Below are 23226 nucleotides of genomic sequence, written 5' to 3'. Positions count from 1 at the left end.
GCGCGAGATTATAGAGATCTGACGCACTAAAAACCAGTGTTTAGCGCCCTCAGCCTGAGTTTTTACATGCTTTATGCTACCAGCCAGCAGAGAAAGTGGTATTCTCAGATTCATCTCGCAAGCCTGACTTGTGGTAACTATTAACCTGCTAACCCTGTGACCTGCAACCCTGTTTGCAGCGCCTCGACAAGGAGACTTATCGTGTCTGAACTGTCTCAACTATCTCCGCAGCCGCTGTGGGATATTTTTGCCAAAATCTGCTCCATTCCACACCCTTCCTACCATGAAGAACAGCTTGCCGAACATATTATGGGCTGGGCGAAGGAAAAAGGTCTGCATGCGGAACGTGACCAGGTTGGCAACATTCTGATCCGCAAACCCGCCACCGCAGGCATGGAAAACCGTAAACCGGTTGTGCTGCAGGCGCACCTGGACATGGTGCCACAGAAGAACAACGACACCGTTCACGACTTCACCAAAGACCCGATTCAGCCGTACATCGACGGCGACTGGGTGAAAGCGCGCGGCACCACCCTGGGCGCGGATAACGGCATCGGTATGGCCTCTGCGCTGGCCGTGCTGGCTGACGACAGCGTTGAGCACGGTCCACTGGAAGTGCTGCTGACCATGACCGAAGAAGCGGGCATGGACGGGGCGTTCGGTCTGCAGGCGAACTGGCTGCAGGCGGATATCCTGATCAACACCGACTCCGAAGAAGAAGGCGAGATCTACATGGGCTGCGCGGGCGGAATTGATTTCATCTCTACCCTGCCGCTGTCACGCGAAGCGATTCCTGCCGGTTTCCAGACCTTCAAGCTGACGCTGAAAGGTCTGAAAGGCGGCCACTCCGGCGGTGATATTCATCTGGGTCTGGGCAACGCCAACAAGCTGCTGGCACGCTTCCTGGCAGGCCATGCGGCCGAGTTGGATCTGCGTCTGGTAGACTTCAACGGCGGTACCCTGCGCAACGCGATCCCACGCGAAGCCTTCGCCACCGTGGCAGTGCCAGCGGCAAAAGCCGACGAGCTGAAAAAACTCTCCACCGTGTACCTGGATATCCTGAAAAACGAACTGTCGGCGAAAGAGAAGAACCTGACCGTGGTGCTGGAATCCGTCTCCACGGATAAAACCGCGCTGACCGCGAAGTCTCGTGACACCTTCGTTCAGCTGCTGAACGCGACGCCAAACGGCGTGATCCGCAACTCTGACGTGGCGAAAGGCGTGGTGGAAACCTCACTTAACGTGGGCGTAGTAACCATGAGCGACGACAGCGCGGAGATCATCTGCCTGATCCGCTCCCTTATCGACAGTGGTAAAGAGTATGTGGTGAGCATGCTGGAATCTCTGGGCACGCTGGCGGGAGCAAAAACCTCAGCCAAAGGCAGCTACCCGGGCTGGCAGCCGGATGCAAGCTCTCCGGTGATGGCGCTGGTGCGTGAAACCTATCAGCGTCTGTTCAACAGCACGCCGAACATTCAGGTGATCCACGCGGGTCTGGAATGCGGTCTGTTCAAGAAACCGTACCCGGACATGGACATGGTATCTATCGGGCCAACCATTACCGGTCCGCACTCGCCGGATGAGCAGGTTCATATCGAAAGCGTCGGTCACTACTGGACGCTGCTGACTGAACTGCTGAAAGCGATCCCTGCTAAGTAACATCTTCATCCCAACCCTCTTCCTGTGGAATAGGGTGAAAAACCCAGGCCCGGTAAGCGTAGCGCACCGGGCTTTTTTACAATCCCAATACCAGCTGTCGCTCTAACTGCGGATCCAGCAGCGTGACGTGCAATCCCACCAGCCTCACCCCTCGCCCACCTCGTCGCTCTTCCCATGCCTTTTTTGCCGTCGCGATAAGATCGTCTTTATTCAAACGCGGCCAGACATGTTCCTGCGTGGTCTGCTGGAAATCGTTGAATTTGAGCTTGATGCCCTGACGGGCGATGAGCAGGTCCGGTTTTACCTTGCTTAAGCGTCGCTCCAGCTCCGGGTAGAGTTGTTCCGTGATAATAGATTCGCACTCGGACCAGTCATGAATATCTTCAATGAGGGTACGCTCAACGCCGACGGATTTCCGCAGCCGTTCGCTGTTCACATCGCGATCGTCAATCCCCTGGCTGCGCTCCCACAGCACGCGGCCAAACTTCCCGAAGCGCTTAAGCAGCATCGCGAGATCGCTTCGCTGTACGTCTTCGCAGGTGCGTAACCCCATGCTTTCCAGCTTTGCGGCGGAGACTTTACCGACGCCGGGAATTTTGCCGAGCGGCAGCGTTTTTAAAAATGCAGGCACCTCTTCCGGCGTAATGACGTACTGGCCGTTGGGCTTATTTAAATCCGAAGCGATTTTGGCAAGGAATTTAACGGGCGCCACACCCGCCGATGCCGTCAGATTCAGCTCGTTGAAAATCGTCTGGCGGATCTCCTGCGCCATCAGGGTGGCGGAGCCGTGGCAGTGCACGCTGTCGGTCACATCCAGATAGGCTTCGTCCAGCGACAGCGGCTCTATCAGAGAGGTATAGCGGGAGAAGATTTCCCGAATATGAAGGGAAGCCTCTTTATAGGCGTCGAACCGCCCGGGCAGAAGCGTGAGATGAGGGCAAAGCTTTAAGGCCATCGCCGTCGGCATGGCGCTTCGCACGCCAAATTTGCGCGCGGGATAGTTGGCGGTGCTGATGACACCACGCTGAACGCGGCTGCCGCCAATGGCGATGGGAATATCCCGCAGCGCCGGGTTGTCTCGCATCTCCACTGCGGCAAAAAAGCAGTCCATATCAACATGGATTATTTTGCGCATAGTAAGCCCTCACTCATCACTGGATAAGTATACAGTAAATAAATGAGGATTGAGAAGCAGATGTAAGAATGCCGGGTGGCGGCGTTGCCTTACCCGGCCTACAAAAACTTAAATAATGCGCTGCTGCTCGCGCGCCATGCGTTTTTTGCGGGCGTCGCACGGTTCCGGGCAGTCGCAGACCTTCTCCATACCAATGGAGGAAATACCGCCGCAGCTGCCCTGAATGCTTTTCCGCTTAACGATCCAGCCTAACGACATGCCGAAGATGACAAGCACAAAAACCACAAAGGTTGCCAGAAACGTCAGCATCATCAGCCTCCAAAGTCATCAAGCATGATGTTCTCATCTTCGACGCCGAGATCTTTCAGCATCTTAATCACGGCGGCGTTCATCATCGGCGGACCACACATATAGAACTCGCAGTCCTCGGGCGCCGGGTGCTGTTTGAGGTAGTTTTCATACAGCACGTTGTGGATGAACCCCGTATAGCCCGTCCAGTTATCTTCCGGCTGCGGATCGGAAAGCGCCACGTGGAAGGTAAAGTTCGGGTTTTCACGTGCCAGCTGTTCAAACTCATCGTCGTAGAACATTTCGCGCAGCGAGCGAGCCCCGTACCAGAAGCTGATTTTACGCTTGCTGCCGAGGCGCTTGAGCTGGTCAAAAATGTGCGAGCGCATCGGGGCCATACCGGCACCGCCGCCGATAAAGACCATCTCCGCGTCGGTATCTTTCGCGAAGAACTCCCCGAACGGACCGGAGATAGTTACCTTATCTCCCGGCTTCAGAGACCAGATGTATGACGACATCACGCCCGGCGGCGCATACGGCACATTCGGTGGCGGCGTGGCGATACGCACGTTGAGCATGATAATGCCCTTCTCCTCCGGGTAGTTGGCCATCGAGTAGGCGCGCAGCGTCGGCTCTTTTACCTCTGATACAAAGCGGAAGAGATTGAATTTGTCCCAGTCGGCACGGTACGCCTGCGGAACGTCGAAGTCCGCATATGCCACGGTATGCTCAGGACACTCAATCTGAATGTATCCGCCGGCGCGGAACGGGACATCTTCCCCTTCCGGTACGCGCAGCTTCAGCTCTTTGATAAAGGTGGCTTTGTTATCATTAGAGATAACTTCACATTCCCATTTTTTGACGCCGAAAATCTCTTCCGGCAGTTCAATCTTCATGTTCTGACGCACCGCGACCTGGCAGGCCAGACGGCAGCCCTCTTTTGCCTCACGCTTCGTGATATGCGCCAGCTCGGTGGGCAGAATATCGCCACCGCCCTCTTTTACCGTCACGCGGCACTGCCCGCAGGAGCCGCCGCCGCCGCAGGCTGAGGAGACAAAAATACCGTTACCGGAGAGCGTATTGAGCAGTTTATCTCCCGCAGGCGTGCGGATCTGATTCTGCGGATCGTCGTTAATATCAATCACCACGTCGCCGGAATTCACCAGCTTCGCCCGCGCCGCCAGAATGAGTCCTGACAGCACCAGTACGATCAGCGTGAACATCACCACGCCAAGAATAATTTCCATCTGTTAGCCCTTATAGCTGCACACCGGAGAAGGACATAAAGCCCAGCGCCATCAGCCCGGTGGTGATAAAGGTGATCCCTAAGCCACGCAGGCCAGCAGGCACGTTGGCATATTTCATTTTCTCGCGGATCCCCGCCATGGTGACAATCGCCAGCATCCAGCCGATACCGGAGCCGAAACCGTACACCACGGATTCACTGAAGTTGTAATCACGCTGAACCATAAACGAGACGCCGCCGAAGATGGCGCAGTTCACCGCGATCAGCGGGAGGAAGATCCCCAGCGCGTTGTAGAGTGAAGGGAAGTACTTATCGAGGATCATCTCCAGGATTTGCACCAGCGCCGCGATCACCCCGATAAAGGTAATGAAGTTCAGGAAGCTGAGATCAACCCCTTCCACCAGCGCGCCATCCCGCAGCACGAAGTTGTACACCAGATTGTTAATCGGAACCGAAAGCCCCAACACAACGGTGACCGCCACGCCCAGGCCAAATGCCGTGGAGACCTTTTTAGACACAGCAAGGAACGTACACATGCCGAGGAAAAACGCGAGCGCCATGTTTTCAACAAACACCGCGCGCACAAACAAACTCAGGTAATGAGCCATCGTCGGTTACTCCTTTTCCTGCTGTTCTGGTTTCAACGTACGAATCAGCCAGATCAACAAACCGATAATGAAAAATGCGCTAGGGGCCAGCAGGAACAGGCCGTTTGGCAGATACCATCCGCCGTTTTGCACCGTGTCCAGCACTGGGATGCCAAACAACTTGCCGCTGCCAATCAGCTCTCGCAGGAACCCCACGGTCAGCAGGATCGCGCCGTAGCCGAGGCCGTTGCCGATACCGTCCATAAAGCTCGCCAGCGGCGGCATTTTCATGGCGTAGGCTTCCGCACGCCCCATGACGATACAGTTGGTGATAATTAGCCCGACAAACACCGAGAGCTGTTTGGAGGTTTCATAGGCGAAGGCGCGCAGCAGCTGATCGACCACGATCACCAGCGAGGCGATGATCGCCATCTGCACGATGATCCTCACACTGTTGGGAATGTGGTGGCGGATCATCGAGATAAACATGCTCGAAAACGCCGTAACCAGCGTGACGGCCAACGTCATTACCATCGCCGTTTCCAGCTTGGTCGTCACCGCCAGGGCTGAACAGACGCCCAGCACCTGCAGCGTGATCGGGTTATTGGCGAGCAGTGGGCCAATGAGCACCTTTTTCACTTCTTTCAGTTCACCGGTATCAGCCATTGTTCAGCGCTCCTTCACGTACGTTTTTCAGGAAAGGACCAAAGCCCAGCTCGCCCATCCAGAAATCAAAACTGTGCTGCACGCCGTTTGAGGTGAGCGTGGCGCCGGAAAGCCCGTCGACCGCGTAGTCGTCACCGGGACGTGCCGCTCCTTTCATCACCTTCAGCGCAGGCAGACCGTTATCGTCGAGCACTTTCTTGCCGATAAACTGTGCCCGCCAGTTCGGGTTTTCCACTTCGCCGCCCAGCCCCGGCGTTTCGCCCTGGTCATAATACGTAATGCCTTTAACGGTGCGGCCATCCGTATCAAGGGCCACAAAGGCATACATCATTGACCACAGGCCGTTGCCGTAGACAGGAAGCACCACTTCCTGAATGCGTTTTTGGGGGTCACGCACCAGGTAAATTTCGGCGAGATTGCTGCGGCGCTTAATCCCGGCAGGGTCTTGCGATGCCTCGAGCGTCAGGCTCATCTGCGGATCTTTCAGCGCCAGCGCCTGGTTGAAGGTTGCCGGGTCTTTATCCAGCAGCTGGCCTGTTTTTAAATCCACCAGACGCGCGGAAATTCGTTCGGCAAAGACGGCCGAAACCTCATCTGCGCTCATCCCCTCCTGCATCAGTCCGGCCACGGCCAGAATGTTGCGCTGTTTATCCAGGGCACGTTGCTCCTGCTGCAGGGGTTTTAACCCCACGGCAGAACCGGCCACGACAATGGAGCAGACCAGACAGAGCACCAGCACCACCAGCAGCGTTTTGCTGATGCTGTCGTTATTTTTGACTTCAGCCACGCGCCTTCCTCCGCTTGATGTTGGCCCGCACCACCAGGTAATCGAAAAGTGGCGCAAACAGATTGGCAAACAGAATCGCCAGCATCATCCCTTCCGGATACGCCGGGTTGACCACGCGGATTAGGACACACATCGCGCCAATGAGCACGCCATAGCTCCATTTACCTTTATCGGTAAACGAGGCCGAGACGGGATCCGTCGCCATGAACATCATGCCGAACGCGAAGCCCCCCAGCACCAGATGCCAGTACCAGGGCATGGAGAACATCGGGTTAGTGGACGAACCGATAAGGTTGAACATCGTGGCGGTCAGCACCATGCCGATCATCACGCCTGCAACAATCCGCCAGGAGGCCACGCGCCCAAACAGGATGATCGCCCCGCCAAGCAAAATCATCAGCGTCGAGACTTCACCGATAGAGCCGGGAATGTTGCCAATAAAGGCATCAAACCAGGTCACGGGCTGACCCGTCGCGTTGTTCACCAGAGTTTCGCCGCCGTGTGCCGCCCACTGTGAAAGCGGCGTCGCACCGGAAAAACCGTCTGCCGCCGTCCAGACCAGATCGCCTGATATTTGCGCCGGATAGGCAAAGAAGAGGAACGCTCGTCCCGCCAGCGCCGGGTTGAGGAAGTTCCGCCCGGTGCCGCCGAAAATTTCTTTAGCAATGACCACGCCAAAGCTGATGCCCAGCGCCGCCTGCCAGAGCGGTAAGGTTGGCGGGACAATCAGGGCAAACAGAATCGAGGTCACGAAGAAACCTTCGTTGATCTCATGTTTACGGATGATGGCGAACAGCACTTCCCAGAAGCCACCCACGATAAATACCGTGAGGTAAATCGGCAGGAAGAACACCGCGCCCAGCGTCATCATGCTGATCCAGCCCGCGTCTGGCGCAAAGTTCACCCCTAACGACTGGGCCAGGCGGTAGTGCCAGTCAGACTGAAGCACCTGCGCCAGCTGCTGCGCATCGTACATGTGGTACAGCGCCGGAAGGGTCTGCAAACCGACGTTGTACATCCCCCAGAACATCGCCGGGAAGACTGCAAACCACACCAGAATCATCATCCGTTTAAGGTCGATGGCGTCACGAACGTGCGCCGCCCCCTTCGTCACCAGACCCGGCGTATAGAAAATGGTCGCCGTTGCTTCATACAGCGGGTAGTACTTTTTGAGCTTCCCTTCGGTAAAGTGCGGCTCCATTTTTTCAAAGAGGTGTTTTAAGCCCATCGGTTATCCTTCCTGCTCAATGCGGGTTAACACCTCGCGCAATACCGGTCCATATTCGTATTTTCCCGGACAGACATAGGTACAGAGCGCCAGATCTTCTTCGTCCAGTTCCAGGCAGCCCAGCGCCTGCGCGCTGTCGGTGTCACCGGCGAGCAGATCGCGCAACAGCATGGTCGGAAGAATATCCAGCGGCATGACGCGCTCGTAGTTGCCAATCGGGACCATAGCGCGCTCGCCGCCGTGCGTAGTGGTCGAGAAGTTAAACAGCCTGTTACGCAGGAAGTGGCCCAGCGTGGTCCGGGTAACGGAGTATTTTTCCGCACCGGGCAGCACCCAGCCGAACAGCTCTTTGTCGCGTCCTTCCTGCACAATGCTGACCTGCAAATGGAAACGCCCCAGATAGGCGTGCGCCTGCACGGCCTGGCGGCCACTGAGAACCGAACCGGAAATCAGTCGGTTTTCGCCCGCTTTGGTTTCGTCGTTCAGCAGTTCATTGATATCCGCGCCAATCAGCGTTTTCACCAGACGCGGGTTTACCGCCTGCGGCCCGCCGATGGCGATGACGCGTTCCGCGCACAGCTCACCGGTGGTGAAGAGCTTTCCGATGGCGATGACGTCCTGATAATTAAGGTGCCAGACCTGTTTCGCCAGGCTTACCGGCTCAAGAAAGTGGATGTGCGTTCCAACCAGACCCGCCGGATGCGGGCCCGCAAACGCATTAAACGTGACCTGCCCCTGCGGATGTCCGCCGAGCTTGCCGCCGCCGGCCTGGCAAACGTGGACTTTCCCCGACGTCAGGCAGGTTAACACGGTCAGCCCGGCATCAAAGGCTTTGCGCTGCGCCAGGATAACCGGCTGCGGGTCCACGCTGAGCGGGTTGGTGTCCATTGCCGTGACAAAAATCGCGGCCGGTTCCGTGCCCGGCACAGGGGATTTGCTGAAGGGACGGGTACGAAGCGCGGTCCATAAACCGGATGCCAGAAGTTGAGCCTGAACAGCGTCACGGCTCAGCGACGCGAGGTCTGCGGCATCGTAATGGGCGAATTCACGCTGTTCGTTGCCTTCAATGCGGATAACCACAGACTGCAGAACGCGTCGTTCGCCACGGTTAATCGCCACAACGGTGCCACTTGCGGGGGCCGTGAACATCACGCCGGGATTTTTTTTGTCCTCAAAGAGCGCCTGTCCTGTGATCACGCGATCGCCTTCCTGTACCAGCATAGAAGGTCGCATTCCCAGGTAATCGTCGCCCACAATGGCGACATGACGGACACGTGCGCCTGTCGAAACGTGCTGCGCGGGCACGCCTGCAATCGGCAGATCAAGTCCTTTTTTTATTTTAAACATGTGGTTAGCAGGTTTCCATGAACAACAATCCAGTGGCCGCGAAGTGTAACATTTTCCCCTTCTCGCGGGCAGGGAAACCGCCGTCGCGCGCGCTAAATTGCGAGCTAATGCGCAAAGTTCCTGGAGCCATCGCGATTTTGATGGTTTATAAAGTAAAACTAATTTGTAAACTCACCGCCCGGCTCTTGCGAAAATCTATAGCGGTGCTAATGTGAGCGCTCCTAACAGAATAATCTGATTTCGGGTCTCTTTTGCCGTCCTGGCAAGTTGGTCATGGTTTTATCAAGGAACTAGTAGTATGCGTAAAATCGCATTGTTCATTGCGATGCTTCTGATTCCGTGCATGTCGTTTGCCGGACTGCTCAGCAGTAATAGCTCAACGACACCGGTCAGCAAGGAATATAAACAGCAGTTAATGGGATCGCCGGTTTATATTCAAATCTTCAAGGAAGAACGCACTCTCGATCTGTATGTGAAGATGGGCGAGACCTATCAGCTGCTTGATAGTTACAAAATTTGTAACTACTCCGGCGGACTGGGGCCAAAACAACGTCAGGGCGACTTCAAAAGTCCGGAAGGGTTCTACAACGTTCAGCGCAGCCAGCTCAAGCCTGACAGCCGCTTCTATAAAGCCATTAACATCGGCTTCCCGAATGCCTATGACCGTGCGCACGGTTATGAAGGTAAATACCTGATGATCCACGGTGCCTGCGTGTCTATCGGCTGTTATGCGATGACCGATTCCGGCATTGATGAGATCTTCCAGTTTGTGACCGGCGCGCTGGTCTTTGGGCAGCCTAGCGTACAGGTCAGCATCTATCCGTTCCGCATGACTGACGCCAACATGGCACGTCACAAGTACTCATACTACGCGGATTTCTGGCAACAGCTGAAGCCGGGTTATGACTACTTTGAGCAGACCCACAAGCCACCGGTGGTCTCTATCGTAGATGGCCGTTACGTGGTCAGCAAACCGCTGAGCCACGAAGTCGTCCATCCACAGCTGGCGTCAAATTACACGGTCCCCGAGACAAAATAGCACCCACTCGCCTGGCATAATCTTTTGCCAGGTTTCGTTGCCCGTCAGCGGCTGCGTTGCAATAACAGTGACCACATCGTTCGGTGTGGTCTCCTTCTGAAAGTCTATCTCCACATCCTGATCCAGCAGCGTCGCCACGCCAAACGGCGCACGGCGGGTGATCCAGAACAGATTCGTCGAGCAGAACGCCATCACATAGCGGCCATCAGAGAGCAGCATGTTGAACACGCCTTTTTCACGTAGCTCGGTCGCCAGCGTCGCGATGTATTTAAACACGGCAGCCATGTTGCCTGGCGTACGGGGATAGCGCTCCGTCAGCTTGTGCAGCAGCCAGCAGAAGGCTTTTTCGCTGTCGGTTTCGCCAACCGGGCGGAAATTGCCCGTTTCCAGCGACTTATAGCCCGTGAGTTGCCCATTGTGCGCATAGGTCCAGTTACGGCCCCACAGCTCGCGGGTAAACGGATGGGTATTTTCCAGCGCCACTTCGCCGCGGTTAGCCTGGCGAATGTGGGCGATCACCGAGCGGGACTTGATGGGATAGTCCTGCACCAGTTTGGCAATCGGTGAGTTAAAGCTGGGCTGTGGATCTTTGAACGTGCGACACCCTTTACCTTCGTAGAAGGTGATGCCCCAGCCGTCTTTATGCGGCCCGGTTCCTCCACCGCGCTGCACCAGCCCGGTGAAACTAAAGCAGATATCGGTTGGCACATTCGCGCTCATCCCGAGCAGTTCGCACATACATCACCTCCACAACAGCGGGGGCAGCGCCCAAATGGATATGCCCCCCGCGAAGTCTTACTTAGCCATCTCTTTTTCGATCAGCTGGATCAGGATGTGGATCACTTTGATGTGAATTTCCTGAATGCGGTCAGCATAACCGAAGTGCGGAACGCGAATTTCAACATCCGCCGTACCGTCCATCTTACCGCCATCTTTACCCGTCAGGGTGATGACTTTCATCCCTTTTTCACGCGCGGCGGCGATCGCTTTGATCACGTTACCGGAGTTGCCGGAGGTAGAAATCCCCAGCAGCACGTCGCCTTCACGGCCTACCGCTTCAACGTAGCGAGAGAAGATGTGGTCGTAACCGAAGTCGTTGCCTACGCAGGAGATGTGGCTCACGTCGGAAATCGCAATCGCCGGGTAGCCCGGGCGGTTTTCGCGATAGCGACCGGTCAGCTCTTCTGCGAAGTGCATCGCGTCACAGTGAGAGCCACCGTTACCGCAGGAGAGCACTTTGCCACCCGCTTTGAAGCTGTCGGCCAGCAGGACCGCAGCGCGCTGAATAGCGTGAATATTGGCATCATCTTTCAGAAAGTTAGCCAGCGTTTCCGCCGCTTCGTTCAGTTCGTTACGAATAAGATCCTGGTACATGAGGATAATCCTTCAGTATTGATGAAATAACACAGTGGAGTGTACCGGATAGCGCGAAAAGCGAGAAGCTAAAGCCATGCGAAACGTCCGGCGTTTTGCTTTTTCGTGCCGGGTAAAACGCGAACAATGTGAACCAGGTTGTAATTATTTTGTAAACACATTGCTAAAGGAAATAACATCAACTACAACCATATCATCACAAGTGGTCAGACCTCCTACAAGCAAGGGAGCTTTTCTTTATGATGATTTTGAGCATTCTCGCAACCGTTGTTCTGCTCGGTGTGTTGTTCTATCACCGCGTAAGTTTATTCCTGAGCAGCCTGATTCTTCTGGCCTGGACGGCTGCGCTTGGCGTCGCAGGTCTCTGGAATATCTGGCTTTTAGTCCCTCTTGCCATCATCCTTCTGCCGTTTAACTTTGCCCCGATGCGTAAATCAATGATCTCTGCACCGGTGTTCAAAGGTTTCCGCAAAGTGATGCCGCCAATGTCGCGCACTGAAAAAGAGGCGATTGATGCGGGCACCACCTGGTGGGAAGGTGACCTGTTCCAGGGCAATCCGGACTGGAAAAAGCTGCATAACTACCCGCAGCCGCGTCTGACCGCGGAAGAACAGGCGTTTATTGACGGCCCGGTAGAAGAAGCCTGCCGTATGGCGAACGACTTTGCTATCACCCATGAAATGGCCGATCTACCGCCAGAACTGTGGGCGTACCTGAAAGAGCATCGCTTCTTCGCGATGATCATTAAGAAAGAGTACGGCGGTCTGGAGTTCTCCGCTTACGCTCAGGCTCGCGTGCTGCAAAAGCTGGCAGGCGTTTCCGGGATCCTGGCGATTACCGTTGGCGTGCCTAACTCCTTAGGCCCGGGCGAACTGCTGCAGCATTACGGTACGGAAGAGCAAAAAGATCACTACCTGCCGCGTCTGGCACGCGGTCAGGAAATCCCTTGCTTCGCGCTGACCAGCCCGGAAGCAGGCTCCGATGCGGGCGCGATTCCGGATACCGGCGTGGTCTGCATGGGCGAGTGGCAGGGCGAGCAGGTGCTGGGCATGCGCCTGACCTGGAACAAGCGTTATATCACGCTGGCCCCTATCGCCACCGTGCTGGGTCTGGCCTTTAAGCTCTCTGACCCGGAAAAACTGCTGGGCGGCGAAGAAGATCTGGGCATTACCTGTGCACTGATCCCGACCTCTACCCCAGGCGTCGAGATTGGTCGTCGTCACTTCCCGCTGAACGTGCCGTTCCAGAACGGTCCGACCCGCGGCCAGGATATCTTTGTGCCGATTGACTACATCATCGGCGGTCCGAAAATGGCCGGTCAGGGCTGGCGTATGCTGGTGGAATGTCTGTCGGTGGGCCGCGGCATTACCCTGCCGTCAAACTCAACCGGCGGTCTGAAGTCGGTGGCGATGGGGATTGGTGCCTACGCGCACATCCGCCGTCAGTTCAAAATCTCCATCGGCAAGATGGAAGGTATCGAAGAGCCACTGGCGCGTATCGCGGGCAACGCCTACTTGATGGATGCCGCCGCCACGCTGATTACCTACGGCATTATGCTGGGCGAAAAACCGGCCGTACTGTCCGCCATTGTGAAGTACCACTGCACCCACCGCGCGCAGCAGTCAATCATTGACGCGATGGATATTGCAGGCGGTAAAGGCATTATGCTCGGCGAAGGCAACTTCCTGGCGCGCGGCTATCAGGGCGCACCGATTGCCATCACCGTGGAAGGGGCAAACATCCTGACCCGCAGCATGATGATCTTCGGTCAGGGCGCAATTCGTTGCCATCCTTACGTGCTGGAAGAGATGGCCGCTGCGCAGAACAACGACGTGGATGCCTTCGATAAGCTGTTGTTCAAACATATCGGTCACGTGGGCAGCAACAAGGTGCGCAGCTTCTGGCTGGGCCTGACGCGCGGCCTTACCAGCGCCACGCCGACCGGCGATGCAACTAAACGTTATTATCAGCATCTGAACCGTCTGAGCGCCAACCTGGCCCTGCTGTCTGACGTTTCCATGGCGGTGCTGGGCGGCAGCCTGAAGCGTCGCGAACGTATCTCTGCCCGTCTGGGCGATGTGCTGAGCCAGATCTTCCTGGCCTCTGCGGTCCTGAAACGTTACGACGATGAAGGCCGTCAGGAAGCGGATCTGCCGCTGGTGCACTGGGGCGTGCAGGATGCGTTGTATCAGGCTGAACAGGCGATTGACGATCTGCTGGCGAACTTCCCGAACCGCTTCGTGGCAGGCGCCCTGCGCGCGGTGATCTTCCCGACCGGTCGTCACCATCTGGCGCCGTCCGACAAGCTGGACCACAAAGTGGCGAAGATCCTGCAGGTTCCGAGCGCAACCCGCTCCCGCATCGGTCGCGGTCAGTATCTGGCGCCGACGCCGCATAACCCGGTGGGTCTGCTGGAAGAGGCGCTGCTTGACGTGATGGCCGCCGATCCGATTCACCAGAAGATCTGTAAACAGCTGGGCAAAAACCTGCCGTTTACCCGTCTGGACGAACTGGCAAAACAGGCGCTGGCCGGTGGCATTATCAGTAAAGATGAGGCCGCTCTGCTGGTGAAAGCCGAAGAGAGCCGTCTGCGCAGCATTAACGTGGATGATTTCGAACCGGATGAGCTGGCGACGCAGCCGGTAAAGCTGCCGGAGAAGCACCGCAAACCTGAAGCGGCATAACGCGTTTCGCTTTTACAAACCCCGCCTCGCGCGGGGTTTTTTATTGCCACATTTTCTCGTTATGTCGTGCTACAGTGTCAAAAAGTGGTCGTTTGAGGAGTCTGAATTGTGCCTGGTCTGAAGATTTCTATTTTGCAGCAACCTTTAGTGTGGATGGATGGCCCCGCCAACCTGCGCCACTTTGATCGCCAACTGGAAGACATTACCGGGCGTGATGTGATTGTCCTGCCGGAAATGTTCACCACCGGCTTCGCCATGGAAGCGGCAAAACAGTCAATGCCTCAGGATGAGGTGGTCGCCTGGATGCACGCCAAAGCGCAGCAGACTAATGCGCTGATCGCCGGCAGCGCCGCCCTGCAGACCGAACGCGGGCCGGTGAACCGCTTCCTGCTGGTGGAGCCGGAAGGGAACGTGCATTTTTACGATAAACGCCACCTGTTCCGCATGGCGGATGAGCATCATCACTATGAGGCCGGTAACGAGCGCGTGGTGTTCGAATGGCGCGGCTGGCGTATTCTGCCGCTGGTCTGCTACGATCTGCGTTTCCCGGTGTGGTCGCGTAACCGCAACGATTACGACCTGGCGCTGTATGTTGCCAACTGGCCTGCACCGCGCTCCCTGCACTGGCAATCGCTGCTGGTGGCGCGCGCGATTGAGAACCAGGCGTACGTGGTGGGCTGCAACCGCGTGGGGACGGACGGCAACGGGCATCACTATCGCGGCGACAGCCGGGTGGTGAATCCGCAGGGCGAGATCATCGCCACCGCCGAGCCGCATCAGGCGACGCGTATTGATGCCGAATTATCGTTAACGGCGCTGAAGGAGTACCGGGAGAAGTTTCCGGCGTGGCAGGATGCGGATCCTTTTAGCATTGAGTGAAAAAAAAGCCGGGTGGCTGCTACGCCTTACCCGGCCTACCAATGTTGCTCGCTTCTTTTAACTCACCAGCGCCTGCCCGTCCTTGCGGCTTTCCGTCGCGGCCACGTAGTGTCCTTCCGGCAGGCGGTAAATCACCTGCGCGCCTCCGAAGTTGTAATCCTGAAGCGGATCTTCCACCACGATCTGATGCCCGCGCTCGCGCAGAGCGGCAATCGTGTTGCGATCGAACGTCGATTCAACGATCACCTCCCTGCCCTGCACCACGCGCCAGCGCGGCGCATCGATTGCGGCCTGCGGGTTTTGCCCGTGCAGCATGATGCGCAGCGCCATCTGCATGTGCCCCTGCGCCTGCATCGGGCCGCCCATCACACCAAAGGACATCAGCGGCTGGCCGTTGCCGTCCATCGCAAAGCCCGGAATGATGGTATGGAACGGGCGCTTGCTGCCCGCCAGCGCGTTCGGGTGCTCAGGATCCAGCACAAATCCGCAGCCCCGATTTTGCAGGCTGATCCCGGTATCCGGCACCACAATGCCTGAACCGAAGCCCATATAGTTGGACTGAATAAACGAGACCATCATCCCGCTGGCGTCCGCGGTGCTGATGTAGACCGTGCCGCTCTGCGTCGGGGAACCGTAGACAAAATCAGACGCGCTGTCGTGGTTGATCAGCGCCGCACGTGACTTCAGATAATGGTCGCTCAGCAGCTCTTTTGCCGCGAACGCCATGTGTTCTTCGTCCGCCACGTAGCGGTCGAGATCCGCCAGCGCCAGCTTCATCGCCTCAATGGAGAGATGCAGAGACTGCACGGAATCCGGATGATGCTTCTCAATGCCGCACTGCTCAAGAATGCCGAGCGCAATCAGCGTGGCGATCCCCTGACCGTTAGGCGGGAGCTCCTGCACCGAACCGCCCGCGAAGTCGCGCGACAGCAGCTCTACCCAGTCCACGCGATGGTTGGCCAGATCCTCAGCCGTCAGGTGCGCGCCATGTTCTTTGGCGAAGGCGGCAATTTTCTGCGCCAGCTCGCCGCGGTAAAAGGCGTCGCCGTTAGTTTTCGCAATCAGCTCCAGCGAGTTTGCCTGCGCCGGGTTACGGAAGATCTCCCCCACGCGCGGGGCGCGGCCTTCCGGCGCGAAGCAGGCGCTGAAGCCCGGCTGATCTTTCAGCTTGTGATAGCCGCGCTGCCAGAGATGCCCAATCAGCGGGGAGACCGGGAAACCGTTGCGCGCGTAGTCAATGGCGGGCTGCGCCAGCGTGGTCAGCGGCAGCGTGCCGAAGCGTTCCGCCAGGGCGACCCAGCCGGATACCGCGCCCGGCACGGTCACCGCGTCCCAGCCGATTTCCGGCACTGCGGTTTTTCCGGCAAACAGATCCGCATGCCAGCTCGCAGGCGAACGACCGGACGCGTTCAGGCCGTGCAGCTTTTCACCGTCCCAGACGATGGCAAAGGCGTCGCTGCCGATCCCGTTGCCGGTCGGCTCGACCACCGTCAGCGCCATCGCGGTGGCAATGGCCGCATCCACGGCATTTCCCCCCAGCTGCAGCATCTTCATTCCCGCCTGCGCCGCCAGCGGCTGAGACGTCGCAACGGCGTTATGGCCCAGCATCGGCGGGCGGCGTGAATCGTAACCGGACGTAAAATCAAGCGCTTTGGTCATCATGACTCCTTAGTCATGGCGCGGATCGAGCGCATCGCGCAGCCCGTCGCCGAGTAAATTAAAGCCCTGCACGGCAAGGAAAATCGCCACGCCGGGGAAAATGGACATCCACGGGGCCTGCTCAAGAAAACCTTTGGCGGTGTTGAGCATAGAGCCCCAGGACGGATTGGGCGGCTGCTGTCCCAGCCCCAAGAACGACAGGCTGGCTTCAGCGATTATCGCCGAGGCAATGGCCAGCGTGGCCTGCACCAGGATCGGCGACATCACGTTGGGCAGGACGTACTTAATGATGATCCAGCGATCCGGCAGGCCAATTGCCCGCGCGCCGTCGATATACTCTTCGTTGCGAATGGCGATCACCTGCCCGCGCGTCAGGCGGGCGAAGATCGGCATCGCCGAAAGACCGATGGCGATCATCGCGTTGGTCAGGCTCGGGCCTAAAAATGCCCCCAGCGCGATCGCCATGATCAGGAACGGGCAGGCCAGCAGCGCCTCGATCACGCGCGAGATGACGCCGTCCCACATCTTCTGGAAGTAGCCCGCCACCAGCCCCAGCGGTACGCCGATAACCACGGCAATTACCACAGACAAGCAGCCCGCCATCAGCGAGGTGCGCGCCCCCCAGATAATGCGGGACAGGATATCGCGCCCCAGCTCGTCGGTGCCGAACCAGTACATCGCCGACGGCGCTTTGCGCACCGCCAGGAAGTTGGCCTTGACCGGATCGAACGGGGCGATCCACGGCGCCAGCAGCGCCACCAGTACAAAGAAGCCCACCACCGCCGCGCCAATGACCGCGCTTTTATTGCCGAGGAATTTCTTCAGCACCCGGTTTTGCACCCCCGGCAGCGCAGGCACAACGGTTTGCGTCGTCAGTTCTGCCATGGTTAACCTCGCATTTTCGGGTTGATGAGGACGTAGAGCACGTCGGCAAGCAGGTTCAGCATCAGGAAACCGATCGCCACGATCAGCACCACACCCTGCACCACCGCATAGTCACGGTTGAAAACCGAGTCGACGATCATCTTGCCAAAGCCCGGAATGGTGAAAACCTGCTCGGTCAGCACCGCGCCGCCCAGCAGCTCGCCAAACAGCAACGTGGTGAGAGTAATTACCGGCACCAGCGCGTTGCGAAAGGCGTGCTTCAGGATCACCGCTTTCGGCAGTAGCCCTTTCGCCCGCGCGGTGCGGATGTAATCCGCTTTCAGCACGGCAATCATCGAGGCGCGGGTATGGCGCATCAGCGTTGCCGCGAGGCCCGTTCCGAGCACGGACGCGGGCAGCAGCAGCGTGCGCAGGTTCTGAAGCGGATCTTCGCTGAACGGCACATAGCCGGACGCGGGGAGCCATTGCAGGTTCACCGAGAAGACCAGAATCAGCAGGATCCCCAGCCAGAAGTGCGGGATCGAGATCCCCGAGATCGCCACGAAGTTCGCCCCGTGATCGACCCAGCTGTTTTTGTTCACCGCCGCGAGGATCCCCATGCTGATGCCAAACACCAGCGCGATAATCATCGCCAGCAGCGACAGCTCCAGCGTCACCGGCAGCTTGCTGGCAATCAGCTGCGTCACCGGCTCATGCGTGCGTAAGGAGACGCCCAGATCGCCCTGCAGCGCCCGCGTCAGCCAGTGGAAATACTGCACGGGGATCGGCGCATCGAGGTTCAGCTCCGCGCGCAGCTGAGCGATAACTGCCGGGTCGCGCTCCTCGCCGGCCATGGCGATCAGCGGGTCGCCGGGCAGCAGCTTTTGCAGCCCAAACACCATCATGCTCACCAGCAGTAGCGTCGGGACGGCCAGCAGCAGACGTTTGCAAATCAGTTCCAGCATGGGCTCTCCTCAGGACGGTTATTTCGCCAGCGTTAAGCCAGCCAGACGTACGATGCCGTCCGGGTACGGCTTAAAGCCCTGCACGCTTTTGTTCAGGCCAAAAATACGCGGCTCGAAGTAGAGGTAGGCAATCGGCATATCCGTTTGCAGCTGTTTCACCACCTTGTCGTACAGCGGCTGGCGCGCAGCCTGGTCGGTGCTCTGGCGCGCCTGGGTCAGCCACTCATCGACCTGCGCATTGCTGTAGCGGCCGTCGTTCAGGGTGCCTTTGCTGTTGATAAAGCCGTAGATGCTGCCGTCCGGATCCGGGCGCCCCGACCAGCCGGAGAAGCTCAGCTGATAGTCCCCGCTCTGCTGGCGGTCCAGCAGCGTGGCGAACTCGGTCATCTGCAGGTTCAGGTTAAAGCCCGCCTCGGCGACCATCGCCTGCAGCACCTGCCCCACCTGCTGTGAGGTGGGGTTGTTCGGCACCAGCAGGTTGACGGTCAGCGGCGCGCTGACGCCAGCCGCTTTGAGCAGCGCTTTGGCCTTGTCGACGTCACGCGGCGGGACCGGCAGGTTGACGTGATACGGGCTGACCGTCGAAAACGCCTGGTTGGCTGGCGTATACAGTCCTTCAAAGACCACCTGGTTTAGCGCATCGCGGTCGATAGCCTGCGAGAAAGCCTCGCGCACGCGGGCATCTTTGAACGGATCGTTGGCCGGCACCTTGCCGTTGTTGATGTTGAAGGTGATGCCCTGATAGCCCAGGCCCGTTACCTTCGCCAGCGCCAGCTTACTGTCGGCCTCGACGGTTTTCACGTCGCTGGCAGCAATCCCTTCAGTCAGATCGAGATCGCCCGCGCGCAGGTTCGCGAGGCGCACGGAGGCATCCGGGATCGGCAGATAAATAATTTTGTCGAAGTGGTAGGCGTCTTTGTTCCAGTAGTTGTCGAAGCGGGTCAGAACAATGCGGTCCTGAGATACGCGGCTGTCGAATTTATACGGGCCAGAACAGACGGGATGGGCAGCAAAGTCAGGCTTTTTCGCCGTTTCAGGGGCCATCATCGCGCCCGCGCGGTCGGTGAGCTGCATCAGCAGCGCGGCATCGGGGGTCTTCAGGTGCAGCGCAATCTGCATCGGGCCGGTGACCTCGACTGATTCAACGGAGGAGATCTCGCTCTTACGCAGGGAGCCTTTCAGGGTCAGGGCGCGGTCGAGGTTGTATTTTGCCGCAGCGGCATCGAATTTCTCACCGTCGTGGAAGGTCACGCCTTCGCGCAGATTAAGCGTCAGGGTTTTACCGTCGTCACTCCACGTCCAGTCTTTGGCCAGGCCGGGGACGACCTTCAGGTTTTCATCCACGTCCACCAGCCTGTCGCACAGGGAGGCAAAGACGAAGCGGCCATAGTAGGTGCGCGCCAGGTGCGGGTCGAGCATGTCCGGATCTGCCCCCAGGCCAATACGCAGCACGCTTTCAGAATGGGCGGGCAGCGCCGCGCCAAGCAACATAACACTTCCCAGTACGGTCAAAAGAGAATTACGCATTGTCATTATCATGAGTTCCTTGAAGGAAGGGATGAGTGGGTGGCCGCGTGTTCAAACAGCGCGCGGCGGCGCAGAAAAGCGGCGGATGGCGGTGCGATCTGGATAACGCTGCGATCGCGGTTGATCTCCTGCCAGCGGTGGCAGGCAACCTGACGCCCGCCGTCGAGCACCTGATTAATCGGCTGGACCTGGCGGCATTCGTCGGTAACGTACGGGCAGCGGGTGTGGAAACGACAGCCGGACGGCGGGCTGGCAGGGTTCGGTAAGTCCCCCTGCAGCAGCGGCGCGTCGCGTTCAGCGCCCGGCTGCATCTGCGGCGCCGAGGCAATCAGCGCCTGCGTATACGGATGCAGCGGCGCGTCAAAGATCTCATCCACGGTGGCGAGCTCGACGATTTGCCCGAGGTACATGACCGCCACGCGGTCGCTCATGTGGCGGATCACCGCCAGACCATGGGCGACAATCACCATCGTCAGCCCCAGCTGGTGCTTCAGGCTTTCCAGCAAATTGACCACCTGCGCCTGAACGGAGACATCCAGCGCGGATACCGGCTCATCGCCCAGCAGCAGCTTCGGTCCCGAGGCCAGCGCGCGCGCAATGCCAATACGCTGGCGCTGCCCGCCGGAAAACTCGTGCGGGTAGCGCCCGGCCCAGGCGGCGGGCAGGCCTACGGTTTTAAGTAACTCGGCAACGCGGTACTGGCGGTCCGCTTTCTTCATGTTCTGGTGCAGCCACAGCGGCTCGCCGACGATCTCCTCCACCGTCATGCGCGGGTTCAGGGAGGCGAAGGGATCCTGGAAGATGATCTGCAGCTCGCGGCGGAGCTGATTGAGCCGCGCGCCCGAGGCGTGGGTGATTTCTTCCCCCTGATAAAATACGCGCCCTTCGCTGGCGGCCAGCAGGCGCAGCAAAAGGCGGCCAAGCGTGGATTTTCCGGAACCGGACTCGCCGACAATCGCCAGCGTTTCGCCCGGCATCACGGCAAGCGACACGCGATCGACCGCCGTCACAAACCGGGCCGGGGTAAAGAGTTTTTTCGGACCGGGGAACAGCTTGCTGAGGTCCCGAGCTTCAAGAATGGGCGTGGTCATGCGGTCTCTCCCAGGGCGATGTGGTGTTCGAGCGGCACGCGGAAGCAGGCAACCTGATGACCCGCGCCGAGCGTGGCGAGCTGCGGTTTTTCATCATGGCAGCGCGCCTGCGCAAACGGACAGCGGGTGGCAAAACGACAGCCCTTCGGCATGGATTCCGGCAGAGGTACCGAACCGGGAATGGTGGAAAGCGGGCCTTTACGTGCGCCAAGGGAGGGAATCGACCCCATCAGGCCGATGGTGTACGGGTGCTGCGGATCGGCAAATATCGCCTCAACGCTTCCCTGCTCTACCACCTGTCCGGCATACATTACCGCCACCTGCTGCGCCACTTCGGCCACCACGCCTAAATCGTGGGTGATCATCAGCACCGCCGTGCCGGTTTCCTCTTTCAAGGTATTGAGCAAGGCGAGGATTTGCGCCTGGATGGTGACGTCAAGCGCGGTGGTCGGTTCGTCGGCAATCAGCAATTTGGGATGGTTAATCAGCGCCATAGCAATCATCACGCGCTGGCGCATGCCGCCGGAAAGCTGGTGAGGATAAGCCTTGAGACGCATCTCTGCCGCCGGGATCTGCACTTTCTCGAGGATCTGCAGCGCGACCTTCATCGCCTCTGCGCGCGAAACGTCCTGGTGTCGCATGACCGCTTCACTCAGCTGATCGCCCAGCGTAAACGCCGGATTGAGCGAGGTCATCGGCTCCTGGAAAATCATCGCCAGCTCGCTGCCGCGCAGATCGGCATATTCCCGCGGCGAGAGCTTGCGCAGATCGTGGCGGCGAAACTGCATCTCCCCGCTGACGATCCGTGCGCTGGCGGGCAGTAACCCCATCAGCGCCAGTGAGGTGATACTTTTCCCGCAGCCGGACTCTCCTACCAGCGCCAGCGTTTCGCCCGCCCTGACGGTCAATGAGATACCGTCAAGCACGCTAACCGGCGAGCCCGCGAACGTAACGTTGAGGTTTTGGACTTGCAGTACGGGGGTGGCGTCCTTAAAGGGGATTGTCGTCATGGCGTGAAGTCGTCCTCAAGGTGGATCGCCTGAATCAGGGCGGTTTGCAGGCTGAGCAGGTGTTCGCGCATGGCGGCCGCAGCTTCATTAGGCTGGCGATGGATAATCGCCGCCATGATCTTGTGATGGTGGTCGTTATAGCTATCGACACGTTCGGGCGTGCGGGCTAATTCGCGCAGATGCTGCCAGCCCGGTTCACGTCTGACGGCATCAATCGCATCAAACAGGCCGAGCATCAGACGGTTGCCCGCAGCCTCGGCAATTGCCCGGTGAAAGGCGCTATCCCAGAGTTCGTTGAGATCGCGGTCATCCGGGCTGACCTTATCGATGCGTTCCAGCATGCGCTGCATAAGCGCGAGGTTTTCCCTGGTGGCACGCAGTGCCGCAAGCCGGGCCAGGCCGGGTTCAAGCTGAAGACGAGCTTCCATCACTTCCAGCAGGTTGGTTTGCTGCACCAGTCCCTGAAGGGCCAGCGGTTCAACAGGTGCTGACGGGCCGATAAAGGTCCCTTTGCCCTGCTTACGCCAGATACGCCCCTCCTCTTCCAGTACGTCCAGCGCACGACGGACTTCACGTCGCCCTACGCCGAGAGTGTCCGACAGCTCACGTTCCGTGGGCAGCGGAATGCCTGGTGTTGACTCATGCTGGTTGATTAGCCCGCGCAACTGCTCAAGCGCGGTGCTGGAATTGGCCAGAAACCGTGACGGTTTTTCCATATTGGTTCGCTCGCTTTCATCATTGCTTTATTTTTATTAACGATAAGTTATTGATATGGAATGAAGCTTATCGTGCTAATGATTAAGCAATAACCAAACCAATACGTAATTGGTTCGCTATTTTTTTGGCAAGCGGGAGATAACCAAATGATTCTGCGTGAATTATTTTTACAGAAAGACACATTCTGAATGAGTTCTGAAGAGAGGCATGGTGGCAAAATGCACAACGATAGTGCAAATAACGCACTGCAACCGTGCAATTGTTAATTAATTGCACCATTGATATTAACTTTTTGTTAACGATAAGTGAGAGTATGGGATTACAGAACGCTGAAACGACGAAGGCCTGAATCATTTCTGATTCAGGCCTTCTGAATAGTGGCGGAACGGACGGGACTCGAACCCGCGACCCCCTGCGTGACAGGCAGGTATTCTAACCGACTGAACTACCGCTCCACTGTTCCCGTTTGGGGAA

The 23226-nt window shown here is 58.1% G+C and carries 21 protein-coding genes and 1 tRNA gene; 4 read left to right on the top strand and 18 right to left on the bottom strand.

From position 1 onward, the window contains the following. Nucleotides 1-201: 201 nt before the first annotated feature. Complete coding sequence (gene pepD, locus V1572_RS07220) at nucleotides 202-1659, top strand: cytosol nonspecific dipeptidase (RefSeq protein ID WP_262781163.1); 1458 nt, start codon at nucleotides 202-204, stop codon at nucleotides 1657-1659. Nucleotides 1660-1735: 76 nt separating this feature from the next. On the opposite strand, the gene dinB is transcribed toward pepD, so the two are convergent. The 8 genes from dinB to V1572_RS07180 all read right to left on the bottom strand — a co-directional run bounded on the left by dinB (nucleotide 1736) and on the right by V1572_RS07180 (nucleotide 8943). Then, nucleotides 1736-2794 (bottom strand): DNA polymerase IV, encoded by a 1059-nt coding sequence (gene dinB, locus V1572_RS07215; RefSeq protein ID WP_048029970.1) that lies wholly within the window; start codon nucleotides 2792-2794, stop codon nucleotides 1736-1738. 108 nt (nucleotides 2795-2902) lie between these two features. After that, nucleotides 2903-3106, bottom strand: coding sequence for a (Na+)-NQR maturation NqrM (gene nqrM, locus V1572_RS07210; RefSeq protein WP_023615899.1), 204 nt, complete (start codon nucleotides 3104-3106; stop codon nucleotides 2903-2905). Further along, nucleotides 3106-4329, bottom strand: coding sequence for an NADH:ubiquinone reductase (Na(+)-transporting) subunit F (gene nqrF, locus V1572_RS07205; RefSeq protein ID WP_395299824.1), 1224 nt, complete (start codon nucleotides 4327-4329; stop codon nucleotides 3106-3108). Before nqrF ends, nqrM begins: the two co-directional genes overlap by 1 nt. Nucleotides 4330-4339: 10 nt before the next feature. Beyond that, entirely contained in the window at nucleotides 4340-4936 is a 597-nt protein-coding gene (gene nqrE, locus V1572_RS07200; protein WP_023334613.1) for an NADH:ubiquinone reductase (Na(+)-transporting) subunit E, read from the bottom strand. A gap of 6 nt (nucleotides 4937-4942) precedes the next feature. Beyond that, the gene (locus V1572_RS07195; protein WP_395299823.1) at nucleotides 4943-5581 is read right to left on the bottom strand and encodes an NADH:ubiquinone reductase (Na(+)-transporting) subunit D; all 639 of its coding nucleotides are present in this window, start codon (nucleotides 5579-5581) and stop codon (nucleotides 4943-4945) included. Continuing rightward, nucleotides 5574-6368 (bottom strand): Na(+)-translocating NADH-quinone reductase subunit C, encoded by a 795-nt coding sequence (locus V1572_RS07190; protein WP_395299822.1) that lies wholly within the window; start codon nucleotides 6366-6368, stop codon nucleotides 5574-5576. The genes V1572_RS07195 and V1572_RS07190 overlap by 8 nt, the downstream gene beginning before the upstream one ends. Next, a complete protein-coding gene (locus tag V1572_RS07185) occupies nucleotides 6361-7596 on the bottom strand; it encodes an NADH:ubiquinone reductase (Na(+)-transporting) subunit B (protein WP_395299821.1) in 1236 nt (411 codons plus the stop codon). Before V1572_RS07185 ends, V1572_RS07190 begins: the two co-directional genes overlap by 8 nt. A 3-nt stretch (nucleotides 7597-7599) precedes the next feature. Beyond that, nucleotides 7600-8943 (bottom strand): Na(+)-translocating NADH-quinone reductase subunit A, encoded by a 1344-nt coding sequence (locus tag V1572_RS07180; RefSeq protein WP_395299820.1) that lies wholly within the window; start codon nucleotides 8941-8943, stop codon nucleotides 7600-7602. A gap of 298 nt (nucleotides 8944-9241) precedes the next feature. On the opposite strand from V1572_RS07180, the gene dpaA reads away from it, so the two are divergent. Further along, the gene (dpaA, locus tag V1572_RS07175) at nucleotides 9242-9982 is read left to right on the top strand and encodes a peptidoglycan meso-diaminopimelic acid protein amidase (protein WP_045909850.1); all 741 of its coding nucleotides are present in this window, start codon (nucleotides 9242-9244) and stop codon (nucleotides 9980-9982) included. Here dpaA and V1572_RS07170 read toward each other — a convergent pair. Continuing rightward, entirely contained in the window at nucleotides 9953-10720 is a 768-nt protein-coding gene (locus V1572_RS07170) for a class II glutamine amidotransferase (RefSeq protein WP_008500262.1), read from the bottom strand. The genes dpaA and V1572_RS07170 overlap by 30 nt on opposite strands. Nucleotides 10721-10777: 57 nt before the next feature. Continuing rightward, nucleotides 10778-11356, bottom strand: a complete 579-nt coding sequence (gene lpcA, locus V1572_RS07165; RefSeq protein WP_021242877.1) for a D-sedoheptulose 7-phosphate isomerase — start codon at nucleotides 11354-11356, stop codon at nucleotides 10778-10780. A 239-nt stretch (nucleotides 11357-11595) separates the two neighbouring features. Here lpcA and fadE point away from each other — a divergent pair, with 239 nt between their 5' ends. Continuing rightward, nucleotides 11596-14040 carry an acyl-CoA dehydrogenase FadE gene (gene fadE / locus V1572_RS07160; protein ID WP_395299819.1) on the top strand — a complete coding sequence of 815 codons (2445 nt, stop codon included), beginning with the start codon at nucleotides 11596-11598 and terminating at the stop codon, nucleotides 14038-14040. Nucleotides 14041-14148: 108 nt separating this feature from the next. After that, a complete protein-coding gene (locus V1572_RS07155; RefSeq protein WP_045909852.1) occupies nucleotides 14149-14919 on the top strand; it encodes an amidohydrolase in 771 nt (256 codons plus the stop codon). 57 nt (nucleotides 14920-14976) lie between these two features. Here V1572_RS07155 and V1572_RS07150 read toward each other — a convergent pair whose 3' ends face one another. The 8 genes from V1572_RS07150 to V1572_RS07115 all read right to left on the bottom strand — a co-directional run bounded on the left by V1572_RS07150 (nucleotide 14977) and on the right by V1572_RS07115 (nucleotide 23207). Next, entirely contained in the window at nucleotides 14977-16578 is a 1602-nt protein-coding gene (locus tag V1572_RS07150) for a gamma-glutamyltransferase family protein (RefSeq protein WP_262805496.1), read from the bottom strand. A 9-nt stretch (nucleotides 16579-16587) separates the two neighbouring features. Beyond that, nucleotides 16588-17463 (bottom strand): ABC transporter permease, encoded by an 876-nt coding sequence (locus tag V1572_RS07145; protein ID WP_395299818.1) that lies wholly within the window; start codon nucleotides 17461-17463, stop codon nucleotides 16588-16590. Between the two features lie 2 nt (nucleotides 17464-17465). Further along, nucleotides 17466-18407 (bottom strand): ABC transporter permease, encoded by a 942-nt coding sequence (locus V1572_RS07140; protein WP_008500268.1) that lies wholly within the window; start codon nucleotides 18405-18407, stop codon nucleotides 17466-17468. A gap of 18 nt (nucleotides 18408-18425) precedes the next feature. Then, on the bottom strand, nucleotides 18426-19940 hold the full coding sequence (locus V1572_RS07135; protein ID WP_395299817.1) for an ABC transporter substrate-binding protein: 1515 nt from the start codon (nucleotides 19938-19940) through the stop codon (nucleotides 18426-18428). A gap of 2 nt (nucleotides 19941-19942) precedes the next feature. Further along, complete coding sequence (locus tag V1572_RS07130) at nucleotides 19943-21025, bottom strand: ABC transporter ATP-binding protein (RefSeq protein WP_395299816.1); 1083 nt, start codon at nucleotides 21023-21025, stop codon at nucleotides 19943-19945. Continuing rightward, nucleotides 21022-22035 carry an ABC transporter ATP-binding protein gene (locus tag V1572_RS07125; RefSeq protein ID WP_262823420.1) on the bottom strand — a complete coding sequence of 338 codons (1014 nt, stop codon included), beginning with the start codon at nucleotides 22033-22035 and terminating at the stop codon, nucleotides 21022-21024. The genes V1572_RS07130 and V1572_RS07125 overlap by 4 nt, the downstream gene beginning before the upstream one ends. After that, nucleotides 22032-22751 (bottom strand): FadR/GntR family transcriptional regulator, encoded by a 720-nt coding sequence (locus V1572_RS07120; protein ID WP_045909857.1) that lies wholly within the window; start codon nucleotides 22749-22751, stop codon nucleotides 22032-22034. The genes V1572_RS07125 and V1572_RS07120 overlap by 4 nt, the downstream gene beginning before the upstream one ends. 379 nt (nucleotides 22752-23130) lie before the next feature. Further along, nucleotides 23131-23207 (bottom strand) — tRNA-Asp (locus V1572_RS07115). Between the last annotated feature and the right edge of the window lie 19 nt (nucleotides 23208-23226).

The organism is Enterobacter quasiroggenkampii (genome assembly GCF_043972695.1).
GTDB lineage: Bacteria > Pseudomonadota > Gammaproteobacteria > Enterobacterales > Enterobacteriaceae > Enterobacter > Enterobacter quasiroggenkampii.
This window is presented reverse-complemented; position numbering and strand designations above follow the sequence as displayed.

Bases quoted from the DNA above. Each gene is read 5' to 3' on its own strand.
- dinB (WP_048029970.1), bottom strand. From the start codon at position 2,794: ATGCGCAAAATAATCCATGTTGATATGGACTGCTTTTTTGCCGCAGTG.
- nqrM (WP_023615899.1), bottom strand. From the start codon at position 3,106: ATGATGCTGACGTTTCTGGCAACCTTTGTGGTTTTTGTGCTTGTCATC.
- nqrF (WP_395299824.1), bottom strand. From the start codon at position 4,329: ATGGAAATTATTCTTGGCGTGGTGATGTTCACGCTGATCGTACTGGTG.
- nqrE (WP_023334613.1), bottom strand. From the start codon at position 4,936: ATGGCTCATTACCTGAGTTTGTTTGTGCGCGCGGTGTTTGTTGAAAAC.
- V1572_RS07195 (WP_395299823.1), bottom strand. From the start codon at position 5,581: ATGGCTGATACCGGTGAACTGAAAGAAGTGAAAAAGGTGCTCATTGGC.
- V1572_RS07185 (WP_395299821.1), bottom strand. From the start codon at position 7,596: ATGGGCTTAAAACACCTCTTTGAAAAAATGGAGCCGCACTTTACCGAA.
- V1572_RS07180 (WP_395299820.1), bottom strand. From the start codon at position 8,943: ATGTTTAAAATAAAAAAAGGACTTGATCTGCCGATTGCAGGCGTGCCC.
- dpaA (WP_045909850.1), top strand. From the start codon at position 9,242: ATGCGTAAAATCGCATTGTTCATTGCGATGCTTCTGATTCCGTGCATG.
- V1572_RS07170 (WP_008500262.1), bottom strand. From the start codon at position 10,720: ATGTGCGAACTGCTCGGGATGAGCGCGAATGTGCCAACCGATATCTGC.
- lpcA (WP_021242877.1), bottom strand. From the start codon at position 11,356: ATGTACCAGGATCTTATTCGTAACGAACTGAACGAAGCGGCGGAAACG.
- fadE (WP_395299819.1), top strand. From the start codon at position 11,596: ATGATGATTTTGAGCATTCTCGCAACCGTTGTTCTGCTCGGTGTGTTG.
- V1572_RS07150 (WP_262805496.1), bottom strand. From the start codon at position 16,578: ATGACCAAAGCGCTTGATTTTACGTCCGGTTACGATTCACGCCGCCCG.
- V1572_RS07145 (WP_395299818.1), bottom strand. From the start codon at position 17,463: ATGGCAGAACTGACGACGCAAACCGTTGTGCCTGCGCTGCCGGGGGTG.
- V1572_RS07140 (WP_008500268.1), bottom strand. From the start codon at position 18,407: ATGCTGGAACTGATTTGCAAACGTCTGCTGCTGGCCGTCCCGACGCTA.
- V1572_RS07135 (WP_395299817.1), bottom strand. From the start codon at position 19,940: ATGACAATGCGTAATTCTCTTTTGACCGTACTGGGAAGTGTTATGTTG.
- V1572_RS07130 (WP_395299816.1), bottom strand. From the start codon at position 21,025: ATGACCACGCCCATTCTTGAAGCTCGGGACCTCAGCAAGCTGTTCCCC.
- V1572_RS07125 (WP_262823420.1), bottom strand. From the start codon at position 22,035: ATGACGACAATCCCCTTTAAGGACGCCACCCCCGTACTGCAAGTCCAA.
- V1572_RS07120 (WP_045909857.1), bottom strand. From the start codon at position 22,751: ATGGAAAAACCGTCACGGTTTCTGGCCAATTCCAGCACCGCGCTTGAG.